The sequence below is a fragment of the Wolbachia endosymbiont (group A) of Anomoia purmunda genome, assembly GCF_947251545.1.
Lineage (GTDB): Bacteria > Pseudomonadota > Alphaproteobacteria > Rickettsiales > Anaplasmataceae > Wolbachia.
This window is the reverse complement of sequence record NZ_OX366362.1, coordinates 913,064-930,932: the sequence shown is the minus strand read 5'-3', so window position 1 is coordinate 930,932 and position 17,869 is coordinate 913,064. Positions and strand designations below refer to the sequence as shown.

The following is a 17,869-nucleotide window of genomic DNA, read 5'->3' as shown; positions in this document are numbered from 1 at the left end:
CCAAAAACTACAGTCTGTTTTACACCTAGAGAAAATTGTACTAATCAAATAATTAATGCTATAGATAGCTCCAAAAAATCTGTGTTAGTTCAGGCATATTCTTTTACTTCTAAACCTATTGCACAATCTTTGATCAGGGCAAAAAAACGAGGTGTTGATGTTAAGGTAATTCTTGATGAATCGCAAATTAGCTCAAAGTATAGTGTTATCAATGAATTGTTTTATCAAAAGATACCGGTATACATAGACTATAAACCTGCAATTTCACATAGCAAAATTATGATCATTGATAATCAAAAAATCATCACGGGTTCGTTCAATTTCTCTGACGCTGCCCAGAAAAAGAATGCTGAGAATCTACTGGTTATAACAGGAAGCCCTTCATTAGTTGAACAATACGTTGAAAATTGGAAAGATCGTCAATCTCAATCTGAGGTTTATATACCATTAGCAGAAAAATAATTACTTGTACTTCGAGTTAGCTTTGAATTCATCCAATTCCTCAGAAAGATTTTTTACCCGTTCTTCCAGGCGATATACCGTAACAGTCAATCCGTTGTTCTGCTCTATAAATTTATCATGCATGTGTACCCGTAAATCTAGCTTGGCAAGCCACCATATCGCCGCTACCATACGCGTCAAGTTAAGAAGCAAGGGTAAGAAAATTCAATGAACTTAAGGTGGATACTCTAGTTTTTCTATATCTGTCTTTCACAGAAAATTGTGACCAGTCTGTGGTAAGTTTTTTCAGGAAAATTCTCAAATTATTAATTTTACTGCTTAACGCTAAAAACAACTCCCTAATCCTTCTTTTTAATTCAATGAATGCCTTTGTTAAACTCAGCTCTGTATTCTCTTTCAGTTTTATACAACCAACTATTCCATGAAATATAAGAATTGCGCACAATTTAGCGTATAGTTCACATAATACTCTGTATGGTTTTCCTTTAAGTTCGTCAAGCCTGATGTGACTCTTATACAATTTAAATAATAATTCAATCTGCCATCTTACCCTGTAAACTGTTAATACTTGTTCAGCGCTGATTTTACTCTCTGGAACGTTAGTTATGAATATCGACCAATCCAGCAATTTTTGATTCTTTTGAGAAGATGTATATCCATGTGATTTTGCTAACTTATTAGCCCTTCTTCTTCTAATTATAGACTGTTCTTCAGTTAATTTTTGACATATAATTCTCACTTTAATTTTTACTTCTTTTCCTAATAGCACTTCCATCTCTAGAAGGGATTGACCTTCTAAACATTCCAACAACTCTATTTTTTGATTTGTTTCTATATCATATATATTGGTATCAGACTTATAACGACTAACAAAATATGCACCTGCTTCATCAATCTGTTTAAAAGAACTAGGCACAAAGTAGCACAAATCAAATATTAGCAAATCATTGGCTGATAAACCGTTCAGATAATCCCTATAACCTTGATCCGACCTTATTCCTTCTATTAAATTTAACTTATCTAGCGCTTGGTTCAGGTAATCAAAGACTAACTGCAGCTTTATTCCTGATTTGGTATTACTCTCACAATCTCTATAGCTACTCCCATATCCTTTGTACATATCTTCCATGCTACTGGGCAGGCTAATATAATCCAAACCCTGTTTTGTAATTTCTATCGAGTCTTCATTTAGCAATTGGCACATTGTTTCTATGCTGCAATCACCAACTCCTATGTTACCAAAAACCATAGCTTTTATGAATGATGAGCCATTAAGTTTTCTCTTTCTTTTTATAAAACCTACTGCAATTGATATTTCGTCTGCTTTTTCATTAAAGAATTCATTGAGGTCTTTTGATAAGCAAGCTATTCTGTCCATTGTAAGTTCTCTCATTCACATATCCAAGAAGAACTTATACCTTATTCTTTTCCTTCACTCTATCAATTTTACTTACACTTTTCCTTAACTTGACGCGTATGGTTCAAATGACACTTGGATTGTATATTAAATCAGAGTTGCAAGACTATAATGAGCAAGCTGTTAATTAGATTGATTGGATTACCACAAAAAAACTCCTTTCTTTCTCTCCATTTTTTCTGGGTAAGGTCACTTTAGCTATAGATCTGGTGTGCCTTATAGCTTAAGATATTAAAATTGTATAGACTAAAGTGCGTTGAAAGTCAATTAAAAAGCCCTGAAAGAATGGTATAGAATATATTGACTATAATGTGTTAGTATGTTAGCCTTAATTAAATGTTAATAAAGAGGTAGAAATTATGAGTGGATCTCAAGATATAGAAGAACTTAAGCGATTATTTAAATCAGATCCAATAGGAACGATAGCAATAGCGGGAATAATCTGTGGAATAGCGGGGGGGGGTAATAGCAGGCTTAGGAGCTATTGATGGAATTGTTACAAATTATGCTATAAGCTCTATTTCTGGTTTGTCACCTCTTGTTGCAGGTGGAATGGTTGGTGCTGGGTTGCTATTATCATCGTTACTTGCAATATCTTTAATAGCAACACTCTTAACTTCGGGCTTTAAGGATTCTTCAAAAGAAATAGCACAAGCAATTGCATATACTGGTATTAGATTCGGGATAGGAGCAGGATTTGTTGCTCTTGGCTTTACATCACCAGCAGCTATAGGAGCTTTAGCTGCTTTGGCAGGTTCTATTGCTTATATTCCTTTTAAATTGTTAATCGATAAAGCAATGCCTGATACCTCTATGGAAATTGACGGTATTGATGCAGGGTACTGGTATCCTGAAGTGTTTGGCAATCCTCTCCCCCGAAGATAATTTCATTAGCTTGCCTCAATTTCTCAATAGACGGTAAGTCTTCTGTGCTGAGTGGTAGGCGGACAGTTTGATGTTCTATAAGACCAATATCATGCAAAAGTGCTTTAGTGGGTATTGGGTTGCTGGCAATAAATAGGGCTTTGCAAGCTTGTTGCCAGATATCTGTTGAACTTTTCATGTCATTTCCTGTCATTTGAACAGGTTTCCTTCTGGATTCCAGCGTCACGCGCTGGAATGACAGTGAAGACAGTTCGTCGTTCAGACATTTCTTAACATATTCATGCGCTATGCGTGGCCAAACATTGGAAGCAACGGAAACCAGGCCAGCCGCACCATAAGCTGCCATATCAGATATCATATTATCATCTCCACAAAAGACCTCAATATTTGGTGCAACTTTCTTATACTGAGCTAAAGTATCAACGGTGCCACTTGAATCTTTGATAGCCCAAAATTTTTCGTGGCTGGATAAGTTGCGTACAGTTTCAGCATGGAGGCTCACTCCTGCTCTCGATGGAATATTGTAAAACATAACCGGCACATGTGCTTTCTCAAGCAGCTTTTCAAACCATAAAGTCTGCCCCATAATTCCGGGCTTTGCATAAATGGGAGTTGTCATTAGATAGCCGTGAATAGGCATACCCTTGCAAAAATCAAGCCATTCAAGAGTCTGATATAGATTCACTCCTGGTACGCCAATTATAATTTTCGTATTTAATTTTAGCTTACATACGAATTCAACTAATGTACGCTTTTCAGAATCAGTAAGCGATAGGCTTTCACCTGTGCTACCCAGCAACACTACACCATTTTCAGCTTTAACTTGCATTGTCAGTAAACGCTGCAAACTGCTATAATCTATGCTATCCCCATTGCAATTAAAAGGAGTAACACAAGCAGTCCATAAAAATGTAGATTTCAATTTAAATTGTTAAAATGGTATTTCATCGTCGAGTAGTTCATCTTTTATATCGTTGTCAAAACTTTCGTATTTATCTTTTTGTCCTGTTTCACCTTGTTTGTATTCACTTGGCTTGTAATCAGGATTTGGTGCACTATTTCGTGAATCCAAGAGAGTAAGAGCGCTATTAAAATTATATAGAACCACCTCTGTTGTGTATCTTTCACCACCGTTTTGGTCAGTCCATTTTCTAGTTTTCAAAGAACCTTCAACATAAACTTTACTGCCTTTACGTGCAAAATCTTTGACGATTTTTACTAATCCTTCACTAAAAATTACGATATTATGCCACTCTGTCTTTTCAGAGCGCATACCGGAAAGTTTGTCAGCCCAACTTTCAGATGTGGCTATTGAAAAACTTGCCATTTCTTTTCCATTTTGTGTAGTCCTAATTTCAGGATCTTTTCCTAAATTACCAACTAGTATGACTTTGTTTATGGTACCACCAGACATAATTATGTTCTAAATAAATCCCTTTATTATCTTATATGAAAGTACTATTGTCAAATTTTATTAAAAGTGCGCTTGGAGGGATTCGAACCCACGGCCTTTGCCTCCGGAGGGCAACGCTCTATCCAACTGAGCTACAAGCGCATGTATAGACCCGCGGTATCTCTAGATCCCGCTAACACGTAGCGGACCGTCATACCACGATTCATTCCACAACTGTACGAATATTCGTTTGTGAAAGCAGTGTGTTAAATGTTATAGCAGGTTTTGCCTCAAACACAAAGGCAGTGCCCAGACTACTTGGATCCAGAAGACTTAATTTCAACCCAGTGGCTGCATAATAAAGGCTGGATTCCAGTGCCAAGCACTGGAATGACACCCTTCCTGGCGGAGATTGTTCTCAAATCACAATGTTCGTATAGCTATGGATTCATTCGCGGTGTAGATTCCGCTAACACGTAGCGGGATGACGGTTTTTCAAATTGTCGTAAGTCACTTTGGCTATATACTAAATTATTTAATAGATAAGCTATCCAAGTCAAATTTTTGTTTTGGATAAAGCGTAAAAATAATACTCCCATATCCAAAATATACATTTTGAGAATCATTCGCATGCTTTTTTATTGCTTTTTGATCTATGGTCCATACAAAAGTTACATAATTTTCAGTGACTGAGTGCACTTTTAAATCTTTAGTATTTATAAACAGCTTTCCATTTACCCATATTTTCCATGTATCGGGAGAAAGATATAAAATTGAGTCTAAACTCACTACCTTACCGTTGAAATTATCTGATACCTCCTCTTTTGCAGCTCTTGAAGATCGTAAATTGAACTTTTCCATTTCATTGACCATTCTATTAACTGGCTCTTCATCAAAAAAAATGCTTTTTACGTTACTATATTGTGACAAAACGTCAAAGTCACTTTCCACTGCTTCTCTTATTATATCGTCCCGATCTGTATAGCTTAGTTTTTGATTGTTGATAAAGAAACACTCTTTTGCACGCACATTTGCTATATCAATAAAATCATCGATTTCTTGATTGCCAACTTTAAGAATACTTTCAAAATATCTTTTTTCTATCATCATTCCATACTGAGAATGATGACAAACCATTTCATCATTAACTTGTTTTTCTATATATACGCATAAATTTCCACTATTTAATCCTAATATTTTATGCTCAATAAAATCTTCATTGCCAATATATTGTCGGCAAGAATACTCCTTACAAATTTCTATGCTTTCTATGATATCTTCACAACTGCAATATGCATTAACATTGGAAATGAGTAGCGTAAAAATAAAAAACAGCTTTATGTTCATCACCTTATCTACTTAATATAGTATACCAATCAAAGACTATATTAGCTCTCACTATCTCTATCATATTACCATTCAAAATTTGATTCATAGTTGCAGCATCAATATTTCTCTGCTTATTTAAAATAAGAGATTTGATCATAACATAACCGGGCAGATTTGGAATAGACTGTAGAAATAAAAAAATATGCTTATCGCTGATTGAGCTTAAATTTAGGGTCACTTCACTTTTTATTACTTTTGTGCGTTCACTTTTGTTGTAGAGCTCAACTTCTTCGGGTATAGAAATTGATATTTCAGGTTCTAATATATAGTACTTTTTATATAACTTGCTAAGCTCGAAATTTAAATTTGCGATGTATCTGCTACTGTGTAAATTTGAAGAAGAAATTTTTTTCCATAAATCTAGGTTTTTATTTAGAACAACTTCTTTTTTTTGAATTCCAGTAATCTGTAAATTAATAGAACGTATTTTATCAATCGCAATTTGGTTTTTATTATAAATCTTTTCGCTATAGATAACAACATATGTTAATAACCCTATTAATCCAACAGATAATAACAAATACGATATGAACTGAATTGTAGCTTTTCTTTTTAATTGAGAGATAGTCATTAATCTACATTGCCTCTCCTATTTCAACATCAATAGATGGATTTTGCCCTTTAGCAGCAGAAATATTAATGTCATAGGTACGAAAATTATCGTTTAAATTTTTTCGTAGTTTCTCGTATTGATAGGAACTATTTTTACCGGATTGAAAATTAAACCTTAAAGTTGTGGTAATATAACTTTTTGCCTCATTATAATTCCATTCAAATGATCGAAGCTCTATACCTGGTACTTTTAACTTTTCTACATACTTAACTTGTGTAAGAGGAGAGTATTCTATTTTTGATAAAATATTATTGATATTAATAAAATCATAAATTTCATCTATTTTTTTTACATTATAGCTTTGGCTAAGTTTTGTTAATTGGTTATTTAAGGTGCTCTGCTTTGCTGATAAATTATCAGCGACATTGAAATTTGAATACAAATTTAGCAAACTGAAGGCGTTAATTACAACTAAAACCAGGGCGAAGTATAGAAAAATTCGAGGAGAGTTTAAATAAAGGTAATTGAATAGATAAAATTCTTTAGTTTCCTTTGTATTAAAAATAGCTGCTAATTTATTCTTAAAGCTATGAAACAAAATTATGGTATCGCAAAAGTTATCTTTTTCACTTATAGCTAGTTCCGCTCCTAATAGTTTGCCTAACTCATATGGAGTTAATATGTTCACACTGTTCTCTGAAAAATTTATGACTGATAAACTAGCTTTAATATCTTCTGACACTATGATACAAAGGTCGATAGGGTTATTTTTTTCAAACCCAAACTTAGTTAAGGATCGAATAGTATCTTGCACTTCCTGATATATTCCACCAGCGATAATTCCTGGTAAATTATCATTAGTAAATGATGTTAAACGCGTAAATACCATTTTATTCTCTTTAAGAACCACTTGTCTATAGCCTCCCGTTTTAGTTGCAGCAACTATAATTTTCCAATTATTAGGATCTTTATGTAAAATCTTTTTTGTTATATTACTTATTTCTATAGGAAACATGAATATTCCCTTAAAGTTGGAGCCTATTTCAATAAACACATTCAACCAATATTCTACTAAATGCTTTGCTTTTGATGAAACAAGAAGATAGCACCAGTTTTGATTGAATTTGTTTGGCTTCTCAACCAAAAAAACTGAACTTATGTCATTATTACGAGAAAAATGCTCCATCTTTGTTTTTGCTGATAGATAGGCACTAATCTTGTTTGCCCTTGTAATAAACTGTAGCGAGTAATTTTGATCTGCATGATTAAGCACCAGGTATAAAGGTGCTTTTTTATCTGACGAAAGACATGAAATTAAATCGGAAACTGCTTTATCGTTTTTGCCCTTAACAAAATACCTTTTGTTTAAAGTATTATTTTTAAAATATAGTAACATTATGCCTTCTTCTCCAATAGAAAGCATAAACTTACTTTTGGATTTTGAACTAAACATATTAATAAAGCATATACTTATCTAGAATTAAAAAGGCAATTTATTGAAATTCATTAAACGTTAGAGGGAAATATTGTTATAAATTTTCGCAGCAACATTATTTATACTATAATTTTTTTATAAAATTACTACTAATATTAAGTTATTTAAACAATAAATTAGGAAATTCATTAATTAGAAATATACACTATCTGCCGATTAACTTTAATTAATAGGAGTGTATCTGTTCAGGGGAGTGGCTAATGTGCAAATATTGAAGCAAAGTGCGTGACACACAGCTGTACGAACATTTGTTTGCAAAGGCAGTATGTTAAGTGTTATAGCCGATTTTGCCTCAAACACAAAGGTGTCATCCCAGTGCCCAGACACTGGGATCCAGAAAAATTGATTGTAAACAAACGCACTATACAACATTTTCGATCAAAAGCTGGATTCCAGTGTCAAGCACTGGGATGACATCATAGGGGCGCTGGGATGACACCTATTTGTTGTAAACTCACTTTTACTCTATGGTCTTGCCGCTATCCTGAACAGACAATGGCGTCAACTTAAGGACACATTTTAGACTTCTTTGTTGAAATAAAACAGAAACAAAAGTGCTGTTTATTGCACTCTTTGGATAATTTAATGATAAAAAATTTAGAGAGAAATTTTATACACTATCACTGATATTTTCCCTTAAGTTGACGCCATTGCCTGAACGGATACATAGGAGTTATTAATCTATTTACTATTCTTGTAATATTATTTCTAATGGTAAAGAAATATATATTTTCTGGAACAGTTGTTATTTCAGATACAGAATTTATTGTAAGTAAACTAACCATTTGCTGAAGAGCGCTCATCTTCTGTGGTACTTGATGATGGAGCAACTAATTTGCTCAAAATCTCATCTTTTGGTCCCATAGCGTAAATGACACCATCTGACATGAGGATCACCTTATCAACTACGGACAATAACGGTAGCTTGTGAGTGATGATAACAGTAGTAGTATTTTGTTTTCTTGCAATGCCAATTGCATTAATTAAGCATGCCTCTCCATTGCTATCTAAGTTAGCGTTTGGTTCATCAAGTACTAAAAGTTTTGTGTGACCGTAAAAAGCTCTGGCAAGTCCAAGAAGCTGTTTTTGGCCGCCAGAGAGCGTTACTCCTCCAGGACCTCCTATTGTTGTATCATATCCATTTGGTAAGCTTAGTATTAGTTCATGTATCCCTGCAATTTTTGCTGCTTTGATTATTTCTTCAGGATTTGGATCTGGCCTCATGCGAGCAATATTAGCTTTGACACTAGTGTTAAATAACTCAATATCCTGAGGTAAGTAGCCAACATAATTACCAAAATTTTCTCGATTCCAAGTATATACATCAGCGCCATCTAGTCTGACTACACCAGATATTGGCTTCCATACACCAACAGTTAATTTTGCGATAGTGGATTTACCAGAAGCACTTGCACCAATCACACCAACTACGTCCCCTGGTTCTATTACAAATGATATTCCTTTTACTGTCGGCTTATTGCTTCCATAAGGAGTAAAAAATACTCTATCAAATTCCAATTTTCCTTCAGGTTCTGGTAGAGCCATCGTTTGCTCTCTTTTTGGCGATGTTAATATAAGTCTTTGTAGCCTTCCATATGACATTCTAGCCTGATTTAAAAACTTCCAAGTATGAACCGCAGCATCAAATGGTGCTAATACTCTACCCATTAAAATTGAAGCAGCGATGATGCTACCGGCAGTCTTATGAGCTGTGATTGCAAGTAATGCACCTGTTCCAATTACTGATATTTGCAGAGTTGAGCGCAAAAATTTAGTGATTCCAGTAATTACATTAGAGCGATTTTGTGCTTTAATTTGCATTGCTCGATTCTGATCATTTCGTTTACACCAATCAGAGACTATGAATTCTGACATGCCCATAGCTTCAACCACTTCTGCATTTCTTGTTGCAACATCTATAGCATTGATATTCCGTATAGTTTCTTCGTTGGTTTCTTGTAATATTCGTTTAGTGGCAAGTTCATTCCATATTGCCATAGAGACTAATATAATGATTCCAGTAATAGCTATAAACCCCGTGGAGGTATGTATCATGAAAATCACAACAAGGTAAATTAACGACCATGGAGTATCAAACAGTGAGAATATGCCATTTCCTGTAATGAAATTTTTTATTACTCCGAGATCTCGTATTGCTTCACCACTTGAAGTTGAGCTCTGCACTGATGTTAATCTAATTGACCTTACTATCAGATCTGGTGTTGCAGTTTTATCAATCCAATCACCTATTTTCGCCATGGCTAAATATCGACAAGTTTCAAGCATTGCAGAACATGCAAATGCAGATAAAGTGATAATTGTCAGCATAGTTAGTGTTGACACACTTTCGCTCGATATCACCCGATCAAGCACTTGAGAGGTATAAAGTGGTAGGAATAACATTAATAAATTGATTCCCGCACTAAAGCAAAAGATAAACCAAAATGCACTTTTGCATTTTTCTAGGCAAATATATAGAGTACTTTGCTTCAATTCTTTTTTTATTGATGGCGTAATTTCCACAATCTTCCTCTTAATTTGATTACATGCACCATATACAATTTTTATTACAAAAATATTAATAACGGTAGTTAGCTTACTTTAAGTGAGTAAAATATTAATATATGTGAATAGGAAATATAAATAATGGTAAAAAGAAGTATAGTTAATATTTCCTTCATTACCTATAGCGAAGCTACGTCATACCGCGATTCATTCCATAGCTGTACGAACATTCATTTTTGAAGGTAAATTGCATAGCAAATGGTGTAATGAAAGTGGCTGACTACTTGGATCCAGATTCACCTTATGATGGTGTCATTCCAGTGCCCAGACACTGGAATCCAGCCTTTTCATAATCATCAAAATGTTGTATTTTAACATAAAACGGCTACTTTTATGCTTACCAACTTAATAAAATTCCTGGATCCCAGTGTCTGGGCACTGGGATGACAAAAAAAGGAGCACTGGAATGACAGCAATCCTACGTCATACCGCGATTCATTCGCGGTATAGATTCCGCTAACGAGTAGCGGAATGACGGTTGTCGGTCAACCTAATTCACTTTAGCTATAATTCAGAATTGAGAGTTTTTAATAACTCTCCAACTCCCACTTTGGCCTTGGTGCAAAATTGAGAGAATCTATATAGCTTTTCTGTAATATTTCAATTCCTGCCCATCCAACCATTATTGCATTATCTGTACATAGGTTGTTGGGAGGAAAAAATATGTTTAAGTTTATGTGTTGTTTTAATTTTTCTCTCAAGAAATTATTTGCTGCAACTCCGCCGTTAATCACAAAGTCATTGATTTTGATATTTAAAGATTCGGCCATAATAATCGCATTACTAACCCTGTCCAGCAGTATGTCACTAATGCACTCTTGAAACGAAGCACACACATCACACACATCTTGCTCGCTCATTTTAAGTTCTTGCACTAAGTTTTTTACTGCTGTTTTAATTCCAGAAAACGAAAAGTTACATTCAGAACGTTTTATCATTGCCCTTGGCAATTTAAATCTTGCACCATTGCCTTTTTTAGCTAACTTTTCAATTAATGGCCCTCCGGGATAGCTTAAACCCAGCATCTTAGCAACTTTATCAAATGCTTCTCCTAGTGAATCATCGAGCGTTTCTCCAAGTTTTATGTATTTACCTACATCCTGTGCAATTAAAAATTGACAGTGACCACCTGATATCAGTAGGACTAAAAATGGAAATTTTACCTCATGCAGTAACCTAATAACCAATGCATGCGCTTCTAAGTGATTCACTGCAATGAATGGTTTTTGTGCTACATGCGCAATTGCTTTAGCCATCATTGTACCAACTATTAATCCACCTATGAGTCCTGGTCCTGATGTTGCTGCAATTGCATCCAGATCGCAAAAGTTAAGGTTAGATTTTTCCACGGCGCTTTTTGTTAGACCACTTAAATGCTCCATATGAGCACGTGAAGCTATTTCAGGGATCACCCCACCACGTTTTTTGTGTTCTGCTTGGGAGAGAATTTCGTGAGCAAGGACTTGCTTGTCACTATTTACAATCGCTACTGCAGTTTCGTCGCAGCTTGTTTCAACAGCTAAAATGGTTTTCATGTATATTTGAGCACTTTATTATCAAAACTATACCTTGAAACGCTGTAGAAGTTAACTGCAAAGTTAACTTCTATAGCTAAAAGATTTACCGACAATCGTCATTCCGCTACGTGTTAGCGGGATCTATACCGCGAATGAATCTACAATCGTATGAACATTGCGCTATTGAGATGGAGCACTTTCTTGTTATTCCAGGTCTCCTCTCTCGTCATCCGAGTGCGTGACACTGGGATCCAGCTTTTTCATAATCATCAAAATGTTGTATTTTTACATAAAATGGCTACTTTTATGCTTACCAACTTAATAAAATTCCTGGATCCCAGTGTCTGGGCACTGGGATGACACCCCACTGGTGGGAATTGCTCCCAAACTACAACGTTCGTACACCAAAAGAATGAATCGCGGTATGACGCTTCGCAGCGGTATGACGTAGGAAAACCTGCACTATAAGCTAATCATCATCTTCAAATATGGAGCTAATTTTTTTGCCCCCAGGAGAAAATTTATTAGTCCAACTGCTTTGCACTTTGGTTACGTCTTTAGTGGCAGTTTTATTGCTGTATTCCTTGATTTCCTTATCTATTCTCTCCATCATTTGTGGATCAAGGTAGCTCTTTTTCCATTGGTCAGTAGCAAGGAACACTTTGTTTAAGTCTTGAGTGCGGATTAAGTATTCTTTGTCTTTAGGGTAAACCTCCTGCGCCCAAGCAAATAGCTCAAAATAGCGTGCAAACAATTCAGATGCGCGTGACTTTGCAGTTTGATAAGCTTGTATCTCCTTAAATATAACTTGGCCGATAATTTTCTGCACAAGAATATTTGCTTGCTTTAGGTTCTGCTCAATATCCTGGTAAACTTTATGGAGGAATTCCTGTTCCAAACTTAAGTTCAGTTCATTTTCAACCATGTGTGAAAGTTCATGCACTATAATGTATGGGTTTGACTTCCTCAGTACAATAACATATCTATTTACACCGGAAGACCTGATTGTCTTACACACTCCCTCTTCTATATCCACTAATCCCTCTTGGTATATTTCAAATGAGAGCCTATTTTGCTTTATTAGTGATAAAGTGAGGTTTAATGTGTTTCTAAACTTCTCAAATTGATAGAGATATTCGACATACTGTATTGCATTTTCACTGCTTCCTACTTGAGTTGCTTGTTTTATTAAATTTCTGATTAGCATACCTTATTATTAAAGGAATTTTTTTTATACTCAAGAATTGATTGGCTACAAAGTGTTTTTAGGAAGCCTGATTGCATAGCTAAAGTAATTCAGGTTTACTGGTAACCGTCATACCGCCGCGGTATCTCTTAGCCGCTAACTAGTAGCGGGATGACGATTGTCAGGGTGTCATGAAAATAGCTGACACTGGTTTCCATCCAAGAGGGTGTCATCCCAGTAGCCTCCTTCTCCTGTCATCCCAGTGCGTGACACTGGAATCTCATTTTACTTTATGATGATGTCATGAAAGTAGCTGACACTGGGATCCAGAAGACTTAATTTCAACCAAGTGGCTGCATAATAAAGGCTGGATTCCAGTGCCAAGCACTGGAATGACATCCTCCCTTGTGGAAATTGCTCTCAAATCACAATGTTCGTACAGCTATGGAATGAATCGTGGTATGACGTCTGGCCTGCACCCCTGAGATTCACAAATACAAAATGCCCATGGCTAGATGTTAAAGCCATATTGTGCAGATTAGTTATTTTGTAGAATCGATTGCATTAGGATTAACAGCTTCAGACTTTGCATCACTAAACTTACTTGACACTTTATCAACAGCCCAAGTAAGTGGTGTAATAACGAGTGCTGCAGCCCAGATAACGGCAGTGCAAACATAACTCAAAACTGTGTTAACAAATTTACCTACTTTCCAACTATGTTCCCGTGCCTTATCTGAGAACGTCTTTGAATAATCTATCAACGATCCTGTATTGTCTTTAAGATCAAACTTATCTGTTACTTTTGCTAGCCCTTTTGCCGGCCAGTATGACAAATACGCAAATGCTAGATACAAAGATTGTAGAACTATATTAGTTAGTCCAGAAACAGCATCACTTGTCATGCCAGAATCTCTGTGTCCTCTACCACCTAAGCTAATATGAGAAGAAAAAGATTCCTCCACGCCAAAAAGCGCATCCTTCACTGGTCCCACAACACTATCAATATAGTATACAGATTTATAGAAACAGTTTTGTAGAACTTGACTGTCATCACTTACAGCTCGATATTGAGCATATTTTTTAAAATTTTTATATACACCTGACATTTTTACCTCTCGAAAATTATATAATAATCATTATTGTAATATAAAACTTAGAATAATGCAATAGATATCTAAGTGTTTTAGCTATTAATTATATGTTGCACAAAAGCATATATTGCCCTACCATCCAAGTAGGTTAGAAATAAAGAGGTTTTTATGAGTTTTACTTTACCTGAATTACCATATGATAAAAAAGCTTTGGAGCCTTATATATCTGCAAAAACCTTAGATTTTCATTATGATAAGCACCATAAAGGATATTTAAATAAACTCAACGAGCTAGTTAAAAACACACATTATCAACATATGGAAATTGAGGAAATAATAACAAGAGTTTATGATAATAGCGGCAACTTGCCTATATTTAATAACGCAGCACAAGTTTGGAATCACACTTTTTATTGGAATTCAATGAAAAAAAATGGTGGTGTTAAGCCTAAAGATGGTAGTCTTCTAGCAAAAAAAATTCAAGACGATATCGGTGGCTTTGATAAATTTTATGAAGAATTTTCGAGTCATGGAGTAAGCCAGTTTGGCAGTGGATGGGTATGGTTAGTGTTCGAAAAAGGTAGGTTAGGGAGGCTCAAAATCATCAAAACTCCAAATGCAGATTTGCCAATAATTTATGGCCAAGTGCCACTACTCACTATGGATGTATGGGAGCACGCCTATTATTTAGATTGTCAAAACCGTAGAATTGACTACATAAAAGTTTTCCTTGATCATTTGATTAATTGGGATTTTGCAGAAGAGAACTTAGAAGAATATATGAGATGAATACACCCCAGGTAACAAAATTAGATAATGGTCTGCACATAATAACCGAGCAAGTGCGTGATATTGATTCCGTAGCTTTAAGCATACGAGTTGGTGTTGGCAGCAGAGCAGAAAGTGCAAAGCAAAATGGAATATCCCATTTTTTAGAACACATGGCTTTCAAAGGGACGAAGACAAGAACTGCCTTTGAAATTGCAAAAGCTTTTGATGACATAGGTGGAGTTTTCAACGCTAGCACCGGCAGAGAAAGCACCACCTATTATGCAAAAGTCCTCAAAAAAGACATAAAAACTGGTATTGATATACTAATAGATATATTGATGAATTCTACGTTTCCAGAAGATGAATTGGAACGTGAGAAGGGTGTTGTAATACAAGAGATTTTTCAAACTAATGATTCACCAAGTGACATTATTTTCGACAAATATTTTGAGGCAGCTTATAAAGACCAACCTTTCGGCAGGTCAATCTTAGGCACGCAAGATACTGTAAAATCTTTTACTCGAGGAGATCTAGATAATTACATAAATGAGCATTACTTTGGTGAGAATATGCTATTTGCCGTTGCAGGAAATGTTGAACATGAAGAAGTTGTTGCATTAACCAAAGATTTTCTCTCAAAGATTCATTCTAAAAAGCTGAAAAAAAGCCAAAATGCGAGCTGTACTGGTGGTGAGTATTTAGAACATCGTAAATTAGATCAGGTACACTTGCTAATTGGTCTACCTAGTGTTTCTCGCCATGACGATAAATATCACACGTTTCAAGTGCTTGATTCTATATTAGGGAGCGGAATGTCATCACGTTTATTCCAGGAAGTAAGGGAAAAGCAGGGATTAGCTTACTCTGTTTATTCATTTAATTCCAGCTATACTAATACAGGAATGTTTTCCATTTTTGCTGGTACAGACAGTAGTAACTTAGATAAGCTTTTAAAATCTATAACGACAGAGTTGAAGAAGTTGTCTACAGATGATCTGAAGGAAGAAGAAGTAAATAGAGTGAAAGAGCGAGTAAAATCCCAAATTTTAATGTCACGCGAAAGTGTTAGCTCACGTGCTGAAACATTGGGACACTACTACGGTAACTATAATAGGTACATCAGTAAAAATGAATTAATAGAAAAAATTAGTGCAGTTACCACTGCTAACGTAAAAAAAGCAGCAGAAGAATTGTTATCTCAGCATGAAAAAACCACTCTAGCTGCAATTGGAGAAATTAAATCATTGCCAAGTTACAATAAAGTGGTTTCTATGCTTAAAGCTTAGTGCATTCTGTTATATTGATTTGGCTGCTTTACAATATAATTTAGCATAGTGATTAAAGAAGCGTAAAGTTGAAACAATGTGCCATGAACCGGATATGCAAGAAATTATACGAATCTTCAACCTCCTCTTTCAATAATATTATTATTTCTATTTTGCATAACTTTTTCCGTATAATTTTTAGGAGGTACTGGTGGTGCAAGTGGTTTTTTGCTTACATGGTTTGAGTCTATACCTTTCTTTTGCCGATGATAGTTCCGTGCTTCTTGAACCATACGCGTCAAGTTAAGAAGCAAGGGTAAGAAAATTCAATGAACTTAAGGTGGATACTCTAGTTTTTCTATATCTATCTTTCACAGAAAATTGTGACCAGTCTGTGGTAAGTTTTTTCAGGAAAATTCTCAAATTATTAATTTTACTGCTTAACGCTAAAAACAACTCCCTAATCCTTCTTTTTAATTCAATGAATGCCTTTGTTAAACTCAGCTCTGTATTCTCTTTCAGTTTTATACAACCAACTATTCCATGAAATATAAGAATTGCGCACAATTTAGCGTATAGTTCACATAATACTCTGTATGGTTTTCCTTTAAGTTCGTCAAGCCTGATGTGACTCTTATACAATTTAAATAATAATTCAATCTGCCATCTTACCCTGTAAACTGTTAATACTTGTTCAGCGCTGATTTTACTCTCTGGAACGTTAGTTATGAATATCGACCAATCCAGCAATTTTTGATTCTTTTGAGAAGATGTATATCCATGTGATTTTGCTAACTTATTAGCCCTTCTTCTTCTAATTATAGACTGTTCTTCAGTTAATTTTTGACATATAATTCTCACTTTAATTTTTACTTCTTTTCCTAATAGCACTTCCATCTCTAGAAGGGATTGACCTTCTAAACATTCCAACAACTCTATTTTTTGATTTGTTTCTATATCATATATATTGGTATCAGACTTATAACGACTAACAAAATATGCACCTGCTTCATCAATCTGTTTAAAAGAACTAGGCACAAAGTAGCACAAATCAAATATTAGCAAATCATTGGCTGATAAACCGTTCAGATAATCCCTATAACCTTGATCCGACCTTATTCCTTCTATTAAATTTAACTTATCTAGCGCTTGGTTCAGGTAATCAAAGACTAACTGCAGCTTTATTCCTGATTTGGTATTACTCTCACAATCTCTATAGCTACTCCCATATCCTTTGTACATATCTTCCATGCTACTAGGCAGGCTAATATAGCTACTATCCAATAGCTTAATGCTTCTAAATTGCTTCAAAATTCTGCAATCAACCTGTAAGCTGTTTTTAAATAAAACTAAAGATTCATTATACATTCTTTTCATAAATTCCACTGCTTCTTCAGTAAATCTAAAATCCAAACCCTGTTTTGTAATTTCTATCGAGTCTTCATTTAGCAATTGGCACATTGTTTCTATGCTGCAATCACCAACTCCTATGTTACCAAAAACCATAGCTTTTATGAATGATGAGCCATTAAGTTTTCTCTTTCTTTTTATAAAACCTACTGCAATTGATATTTCGTCTGCTTTTTCATTAAAGAATTCATTGAGGTCTTTTGATAAGCAAGCTATTCTGTCCATTGTAAGTTCTCTCATTCACATATCCAAGAGAACTTATACCTTATTCTTTTCCTTCACTCTATCAATTTTACTTACACTTTTCCTTAACTTGACGCGTATGGGTTCCCTTATGACGGTGTCATTCCAGTGCTCAGACACTGGGATCCAGCTTCTATGCAACCTCATCAAAAACATTCATTTAGTATAAGATCAGCTACTTTCCATGCTGGTTTGCTTGCTCACAAGCAAACTTTTCTGGATTC

At 35.0% G+C, this 17,869-nt stretch carries 22 protein-coding genes and 1 tRNA gene; 8 read left to right on the top strand and 15 right to left on the bottom strand.

Annotated features, from left to right (window positions below):
- Nucleotides 1–81: 81 nt before the first annotated feature.
- On the top strand, nucleotides 82–462 hold the full coding sequence (locus OPR57_RS04900) for a phospholipase D family nuclease (RefSeq protein ID WP_406831323.1): 381 nt from the start codon (nucleotides 82–84) through the stop codon (nucleotides 460–462).
- Here the strand turns inward: OPR57_RS04900 and OPR57_RS04895 are convergent, their stop codons facing one another.
- Together OPR57_RS04895 and OPR57_RS04890 are read right to left on the bottom strand one after the other, a co-directional pair.
- On the bottom strand, nucleotides 463–633 hold the full coding sequence (locus OPR57_RS04895) for a hypothetical protein (RefSeq protein WP_265036035.1): 171 nt from the start codon (nucleotides 631–633) through the stop codon (nucleotides 463–465).
- Between the two features lie 10 nt (nucleotides 634–643).
- On the bottom strand, nucleotides 644–1,840 hold the full coding sequence (locus OPR57_RS04890; RefSeq protein ID WP_406831627.1) for an IS4 family transposase: 1,197 nt from the start codon (nucleotides 1,838–1,840) through the stop codon (nucleotides 644–646).
- Between the two features lie 398 nt (nucleotides 1,841–2,238).
- Between OPR57_RS04890 and OPR57_RS04885 the strand changes: the two genes are divergently transcribed.
- Both OPR57_RS04885 and OPR57_RS04880 read left to right on the top strand, forming a co-directional pair.
- Complete coding sequence (locus OPR57_RS04885) at nucleotides 2,239–2,367, top strand: hypothetical protein (RefSeq protein ID WP_265036033.1); 129 nt, start codon at nucleotides 2,239–2,241, stop codon at nucleotides 2,365–2,367.
- Nucleotides 2,368–2,431: 64 nt separating this feature from the next.
- Complete coding sequence (locus OPR57_RS04880; protein ID WP_265036032.1) at nucleotides 2,432–2,764, top strand: hypothetical protein; 333 nt, start codon at nucleotides 2,432–2,434, stop codon at nucleotides 2,762–2,764.
- On the opposite strand, the gene dapA is transcribed toward OPR57_RS04880, so the two are convergent.
- From dapA to OPR57_RS04865, 3 genes are all read right to left on the bottom strand, one after another.
- On the bottom strand, nucleotides 2,691–3,686 hold the full coding sequence (gene dapA / locus OPR57_RS04875; protein WP_265036031.1) for a 4-hydroxy-tetrahydrodipicolinate synthase: 996 nt from the start codon (nucleotides 3,684–3,686) through the stop codon (nucleotides 2,691–2,693). The two genes, OPR57_RS04880 and dapA, sit on opposite strands and share 74 nt — an antisense overlap.
- A 9-nt stretch (nucleotides 3,687–3,695) precedes the next feature.
- Nucleotides 3,696–4,178: a single-stranded DNA-binding protein gene (gene ssb, locus OPR57_RS04870; RefSeq protein ID WP_265036029.1), complete on the bottom strand. Its 483-nt coding sequence runs from the start codon at nucleotides 4,176–4,178 to the stop codon at nucleotides 3,696–3,698.
- 67 nt (nucleotides 4,179–4,245) lie between these two features.
- Nucleotides 4,246–4,319, bottom strand: a tRNA-Arg gene (locus OPR57_RS04865).
- A gap of 123 nt (nucleotides 4,320–4,442) precedes the next feature.
- Between OPR57_RS04865 and OPR57_RS04860 the strand changes: the two genes are divergently transcribed.
- Nucleotides 4,443–4,637: a WPE palindromic element domain-containing protein gene (locus OPR57_RS04860; protein ID WP_265036027.1), complete on the top strand. Its 195-nt coding sequence runs from the start codon at nucleotides 4,443–4,445 to the stop codon at nucleotides 4,635–4,637.
- A gap of 51 nt (nucleotides 4,638–4,688) precedes the next feature.
- Here the strand turns inward: OPR57_RS04860 and OPR57_RS04855 are convergent, their stop codons facing one another.
- From OPR57_RS04855 to OPR57_RS04845, 3 genes are read right to left on the bottom strand one after another with little or no spacing between them, the layout of a single operon-like run.
- Nucleotides 4,689–5,504 carry a hypothetical protein gene (locus OPR57_RS04855; RefSeq protein ID WP_265036025.1) on the bottom strand — a complete coding sequence of 272 codons (816 nt, stop codon included), beginning with the start codon at nucleotides 5,502–5,504 and terminating at the stop codon, nucleotides 4,689–4,691.
- 4 nt (nucleotides 5,505–5,508) lie between these two features.
- A complete protein-coding gene (locus tag OPR57_RS04850; RefSeq protein ID WP_265036023.1) occupies nucleotides 5,509–6,117 on the bottom strand; it encodes a hypothetical protein in 609 nt (202 codons plus the stop codon).
- Nucleotides 6,118–6,121: 4 nt separating this feature from the next.
- Nucleotides 6,122–7,552, bottom strand: coding sequence for a hypothetical protein (locus tag OPR57_RS04845; RefSeq protein ID WP_265036020.1), 1,431 nt, complete (start codon nucleotides 7,550–7,552; stop codon nucleotides 6,122–6,124).
- A 329-nt stretch (nucleotides 7,553–7,881) separates the two neighbouring features.
- On the opposite strand from OPR57_RS04845, the gene OPR57_RS04840 reads away from it, so the two are divergent.
- Nucleotides 7,882–8,016, top strand: coding sequence for a hypothetical protein (locus tag OPR57_RS04840; protein WP_265036018.1), 135 nt, complete (start codon nucleotides 7,882–7,884; stop codon nucleotides 8,014–8,016).
- Between the two features lie 355 nt (nucleotides 8,017–8,371).
- Here the strand turns inward: OPR57_RS04840 and OPR57_RS04835 are convergent, their stop codons facing one another.
- Together OPR57_RS04835 and tsaD are read right to left on the bottom strand one after the other, a co-directional pair.
- Nucleotides 8,372–10,117, bottom strand: coding sequence for a type I secretion system permease/ATPase (locus OPR57_RS04835; protein WP_265036016.1), 1,746 nt, complete (start codon nucleotides 10,115–10,117; stop codon nucleotides 8,372–8,374).
- A gap of 569 nt (nucleotides 10,118–10,686) precedes the next feature.
- Entirely contained in the window at nucleotides 10,687–11,694 is a 1,008-nt protein-coding gene (tsaD, locus tag OPR57_RS04830; protein WP_265036014.1) for a tRNA (adenosine(37)-N6)-threonylcarbamoyltransferase complex transferase subunit TsaD, read from the bottom strand.
- A gap of 183 nt (nucleotides 11,695–11,877) precedes the next feature.
- Between tsaD and OPR57_RS04825 the strand changes: the two genes are divergently transcribed.
- Entirely contained in the window at nucleotides 11,878–12,036 is a 159-nt protein-coding gene (locus OPR57_RS04825) for a hypothetical protein (protein WP_265036012.1), read from the top strand.
- Between the two features lie 109 nt (nucleotides 12,037–12,145).
- Here the strand turns inward: OPR57_RS04825 and OPR57_RS04820 are convergent, their stop codons facing one another.
- The 3 genes from OPR57_RS04820 to OPR57_RS04810 form a co-directional block, all read right to left on the bottom strand.
- Nucleotides 12,146–12,883, bottom strand: coding sequence for a WD_0702 family putative metalloprotease (locus tag OPR57_RS04820; RefSeq protein WP_265036011.1), 738 nt, complete (start codon nucleotides 12,881–12,883; stop codon nucleotides 12,146–12,148).
- 280 nt (nucleotides 12,884–13,163) lie between these two features.
- On the bottom strand, nucleotides 13,164–13,286 hold the full coding sequence (locus OPR57_RS08075) for a hypothetical protein (protein WP_410541011.1): 123 nt from the start codon (nucleotides 13,284–13,286) through the stop codon (nucleotides 13,164–13,166).
- Nucleotides 13,287–13,404: 118 nt separating this feature from the next.
- Complete coding sequence (locus OPR57_RS04810) at nucleotides 13,405–13,971, bottom strand: hypothetical protein (protein ID WP_265036010.1); 567 nt, start codon at nucleotides 13,969–13,971, stop codon at nucleotides 13,405–13,407.
- Between the two features lie 153 nt (nucleotides 13,972–14,124).
- Here OPR57_RS04810 and OPR57_RS04805 point away from each other — a divergent pair, with 153 nt between their 5' ends.
- Both OPR57_RS04805 and OPR57_RS04800 read left to right on the top strand, forming a co-directional pair.
- Nucleotides 14,125–14,745 carry a superoxide dismutase gene (locus tag OPR57_RS04805; protein ID WP_265036009.1) on the top strand — a complete coding sequence of 207 codons (621 nt, stop codon included), beginning with the start codon at nucleotides 14,125–14,127 and terminating at the stop codon, nucleotides 14,743–14,745.
- Complete coding sequence (locus OPR57_RS04800; protein WP_265036008.1) at nucleotides 14,742–16,013, top strand: M16 family metallopeptidase; 1,272 nt, start codon at nucleotides 14,742–14,744, stop codon at nucleotides 16,011–16,013. The genes OPR57_RS04805 and OPR57_RS04800 overlap by 4 nt, the downstream gene beginning before the upstream one ends.
- A gap of 116 nt (nucleotides 16,014–16,129) precedes the next feature.
- On the opposite strand, the gene OPR57_RS04795 is transcribed toward OPR57_RS04800, so the two are convergent.
- Both OPR57_RS04795 and OPR57_RS04790 read right to left on the bottom strand, forming a co-directional pair.
- Complete coding sequence (locus tag OPR57_RS04795) at nucleotides 16,130–16,285, bottom strand: hypothetical protein (RefSeq protein ID WP_265036007.1); 156 nt, start codon at nucleotides 16,283–16,285, stop codon at nucleotides 16,130–16,132.
- Nucleotides 16,286–16,295: 10 nt separating this feature from the next.
- Nucleotides 16,296–17,627 (bottom strand): IS4 family transposase, encoded by a 1,332-nt coding sequence (locus tag OPR57_RS04790; RefSeq protein ID WP_406831642.1) that lies wholly within the window; start codon nucleotides 17,625–17,627, stop codon nucleotides 16,296–16,298.
- Between the last annotated feature and the right edge of the window lie 242 nt (nucleotides 17,628–17,869).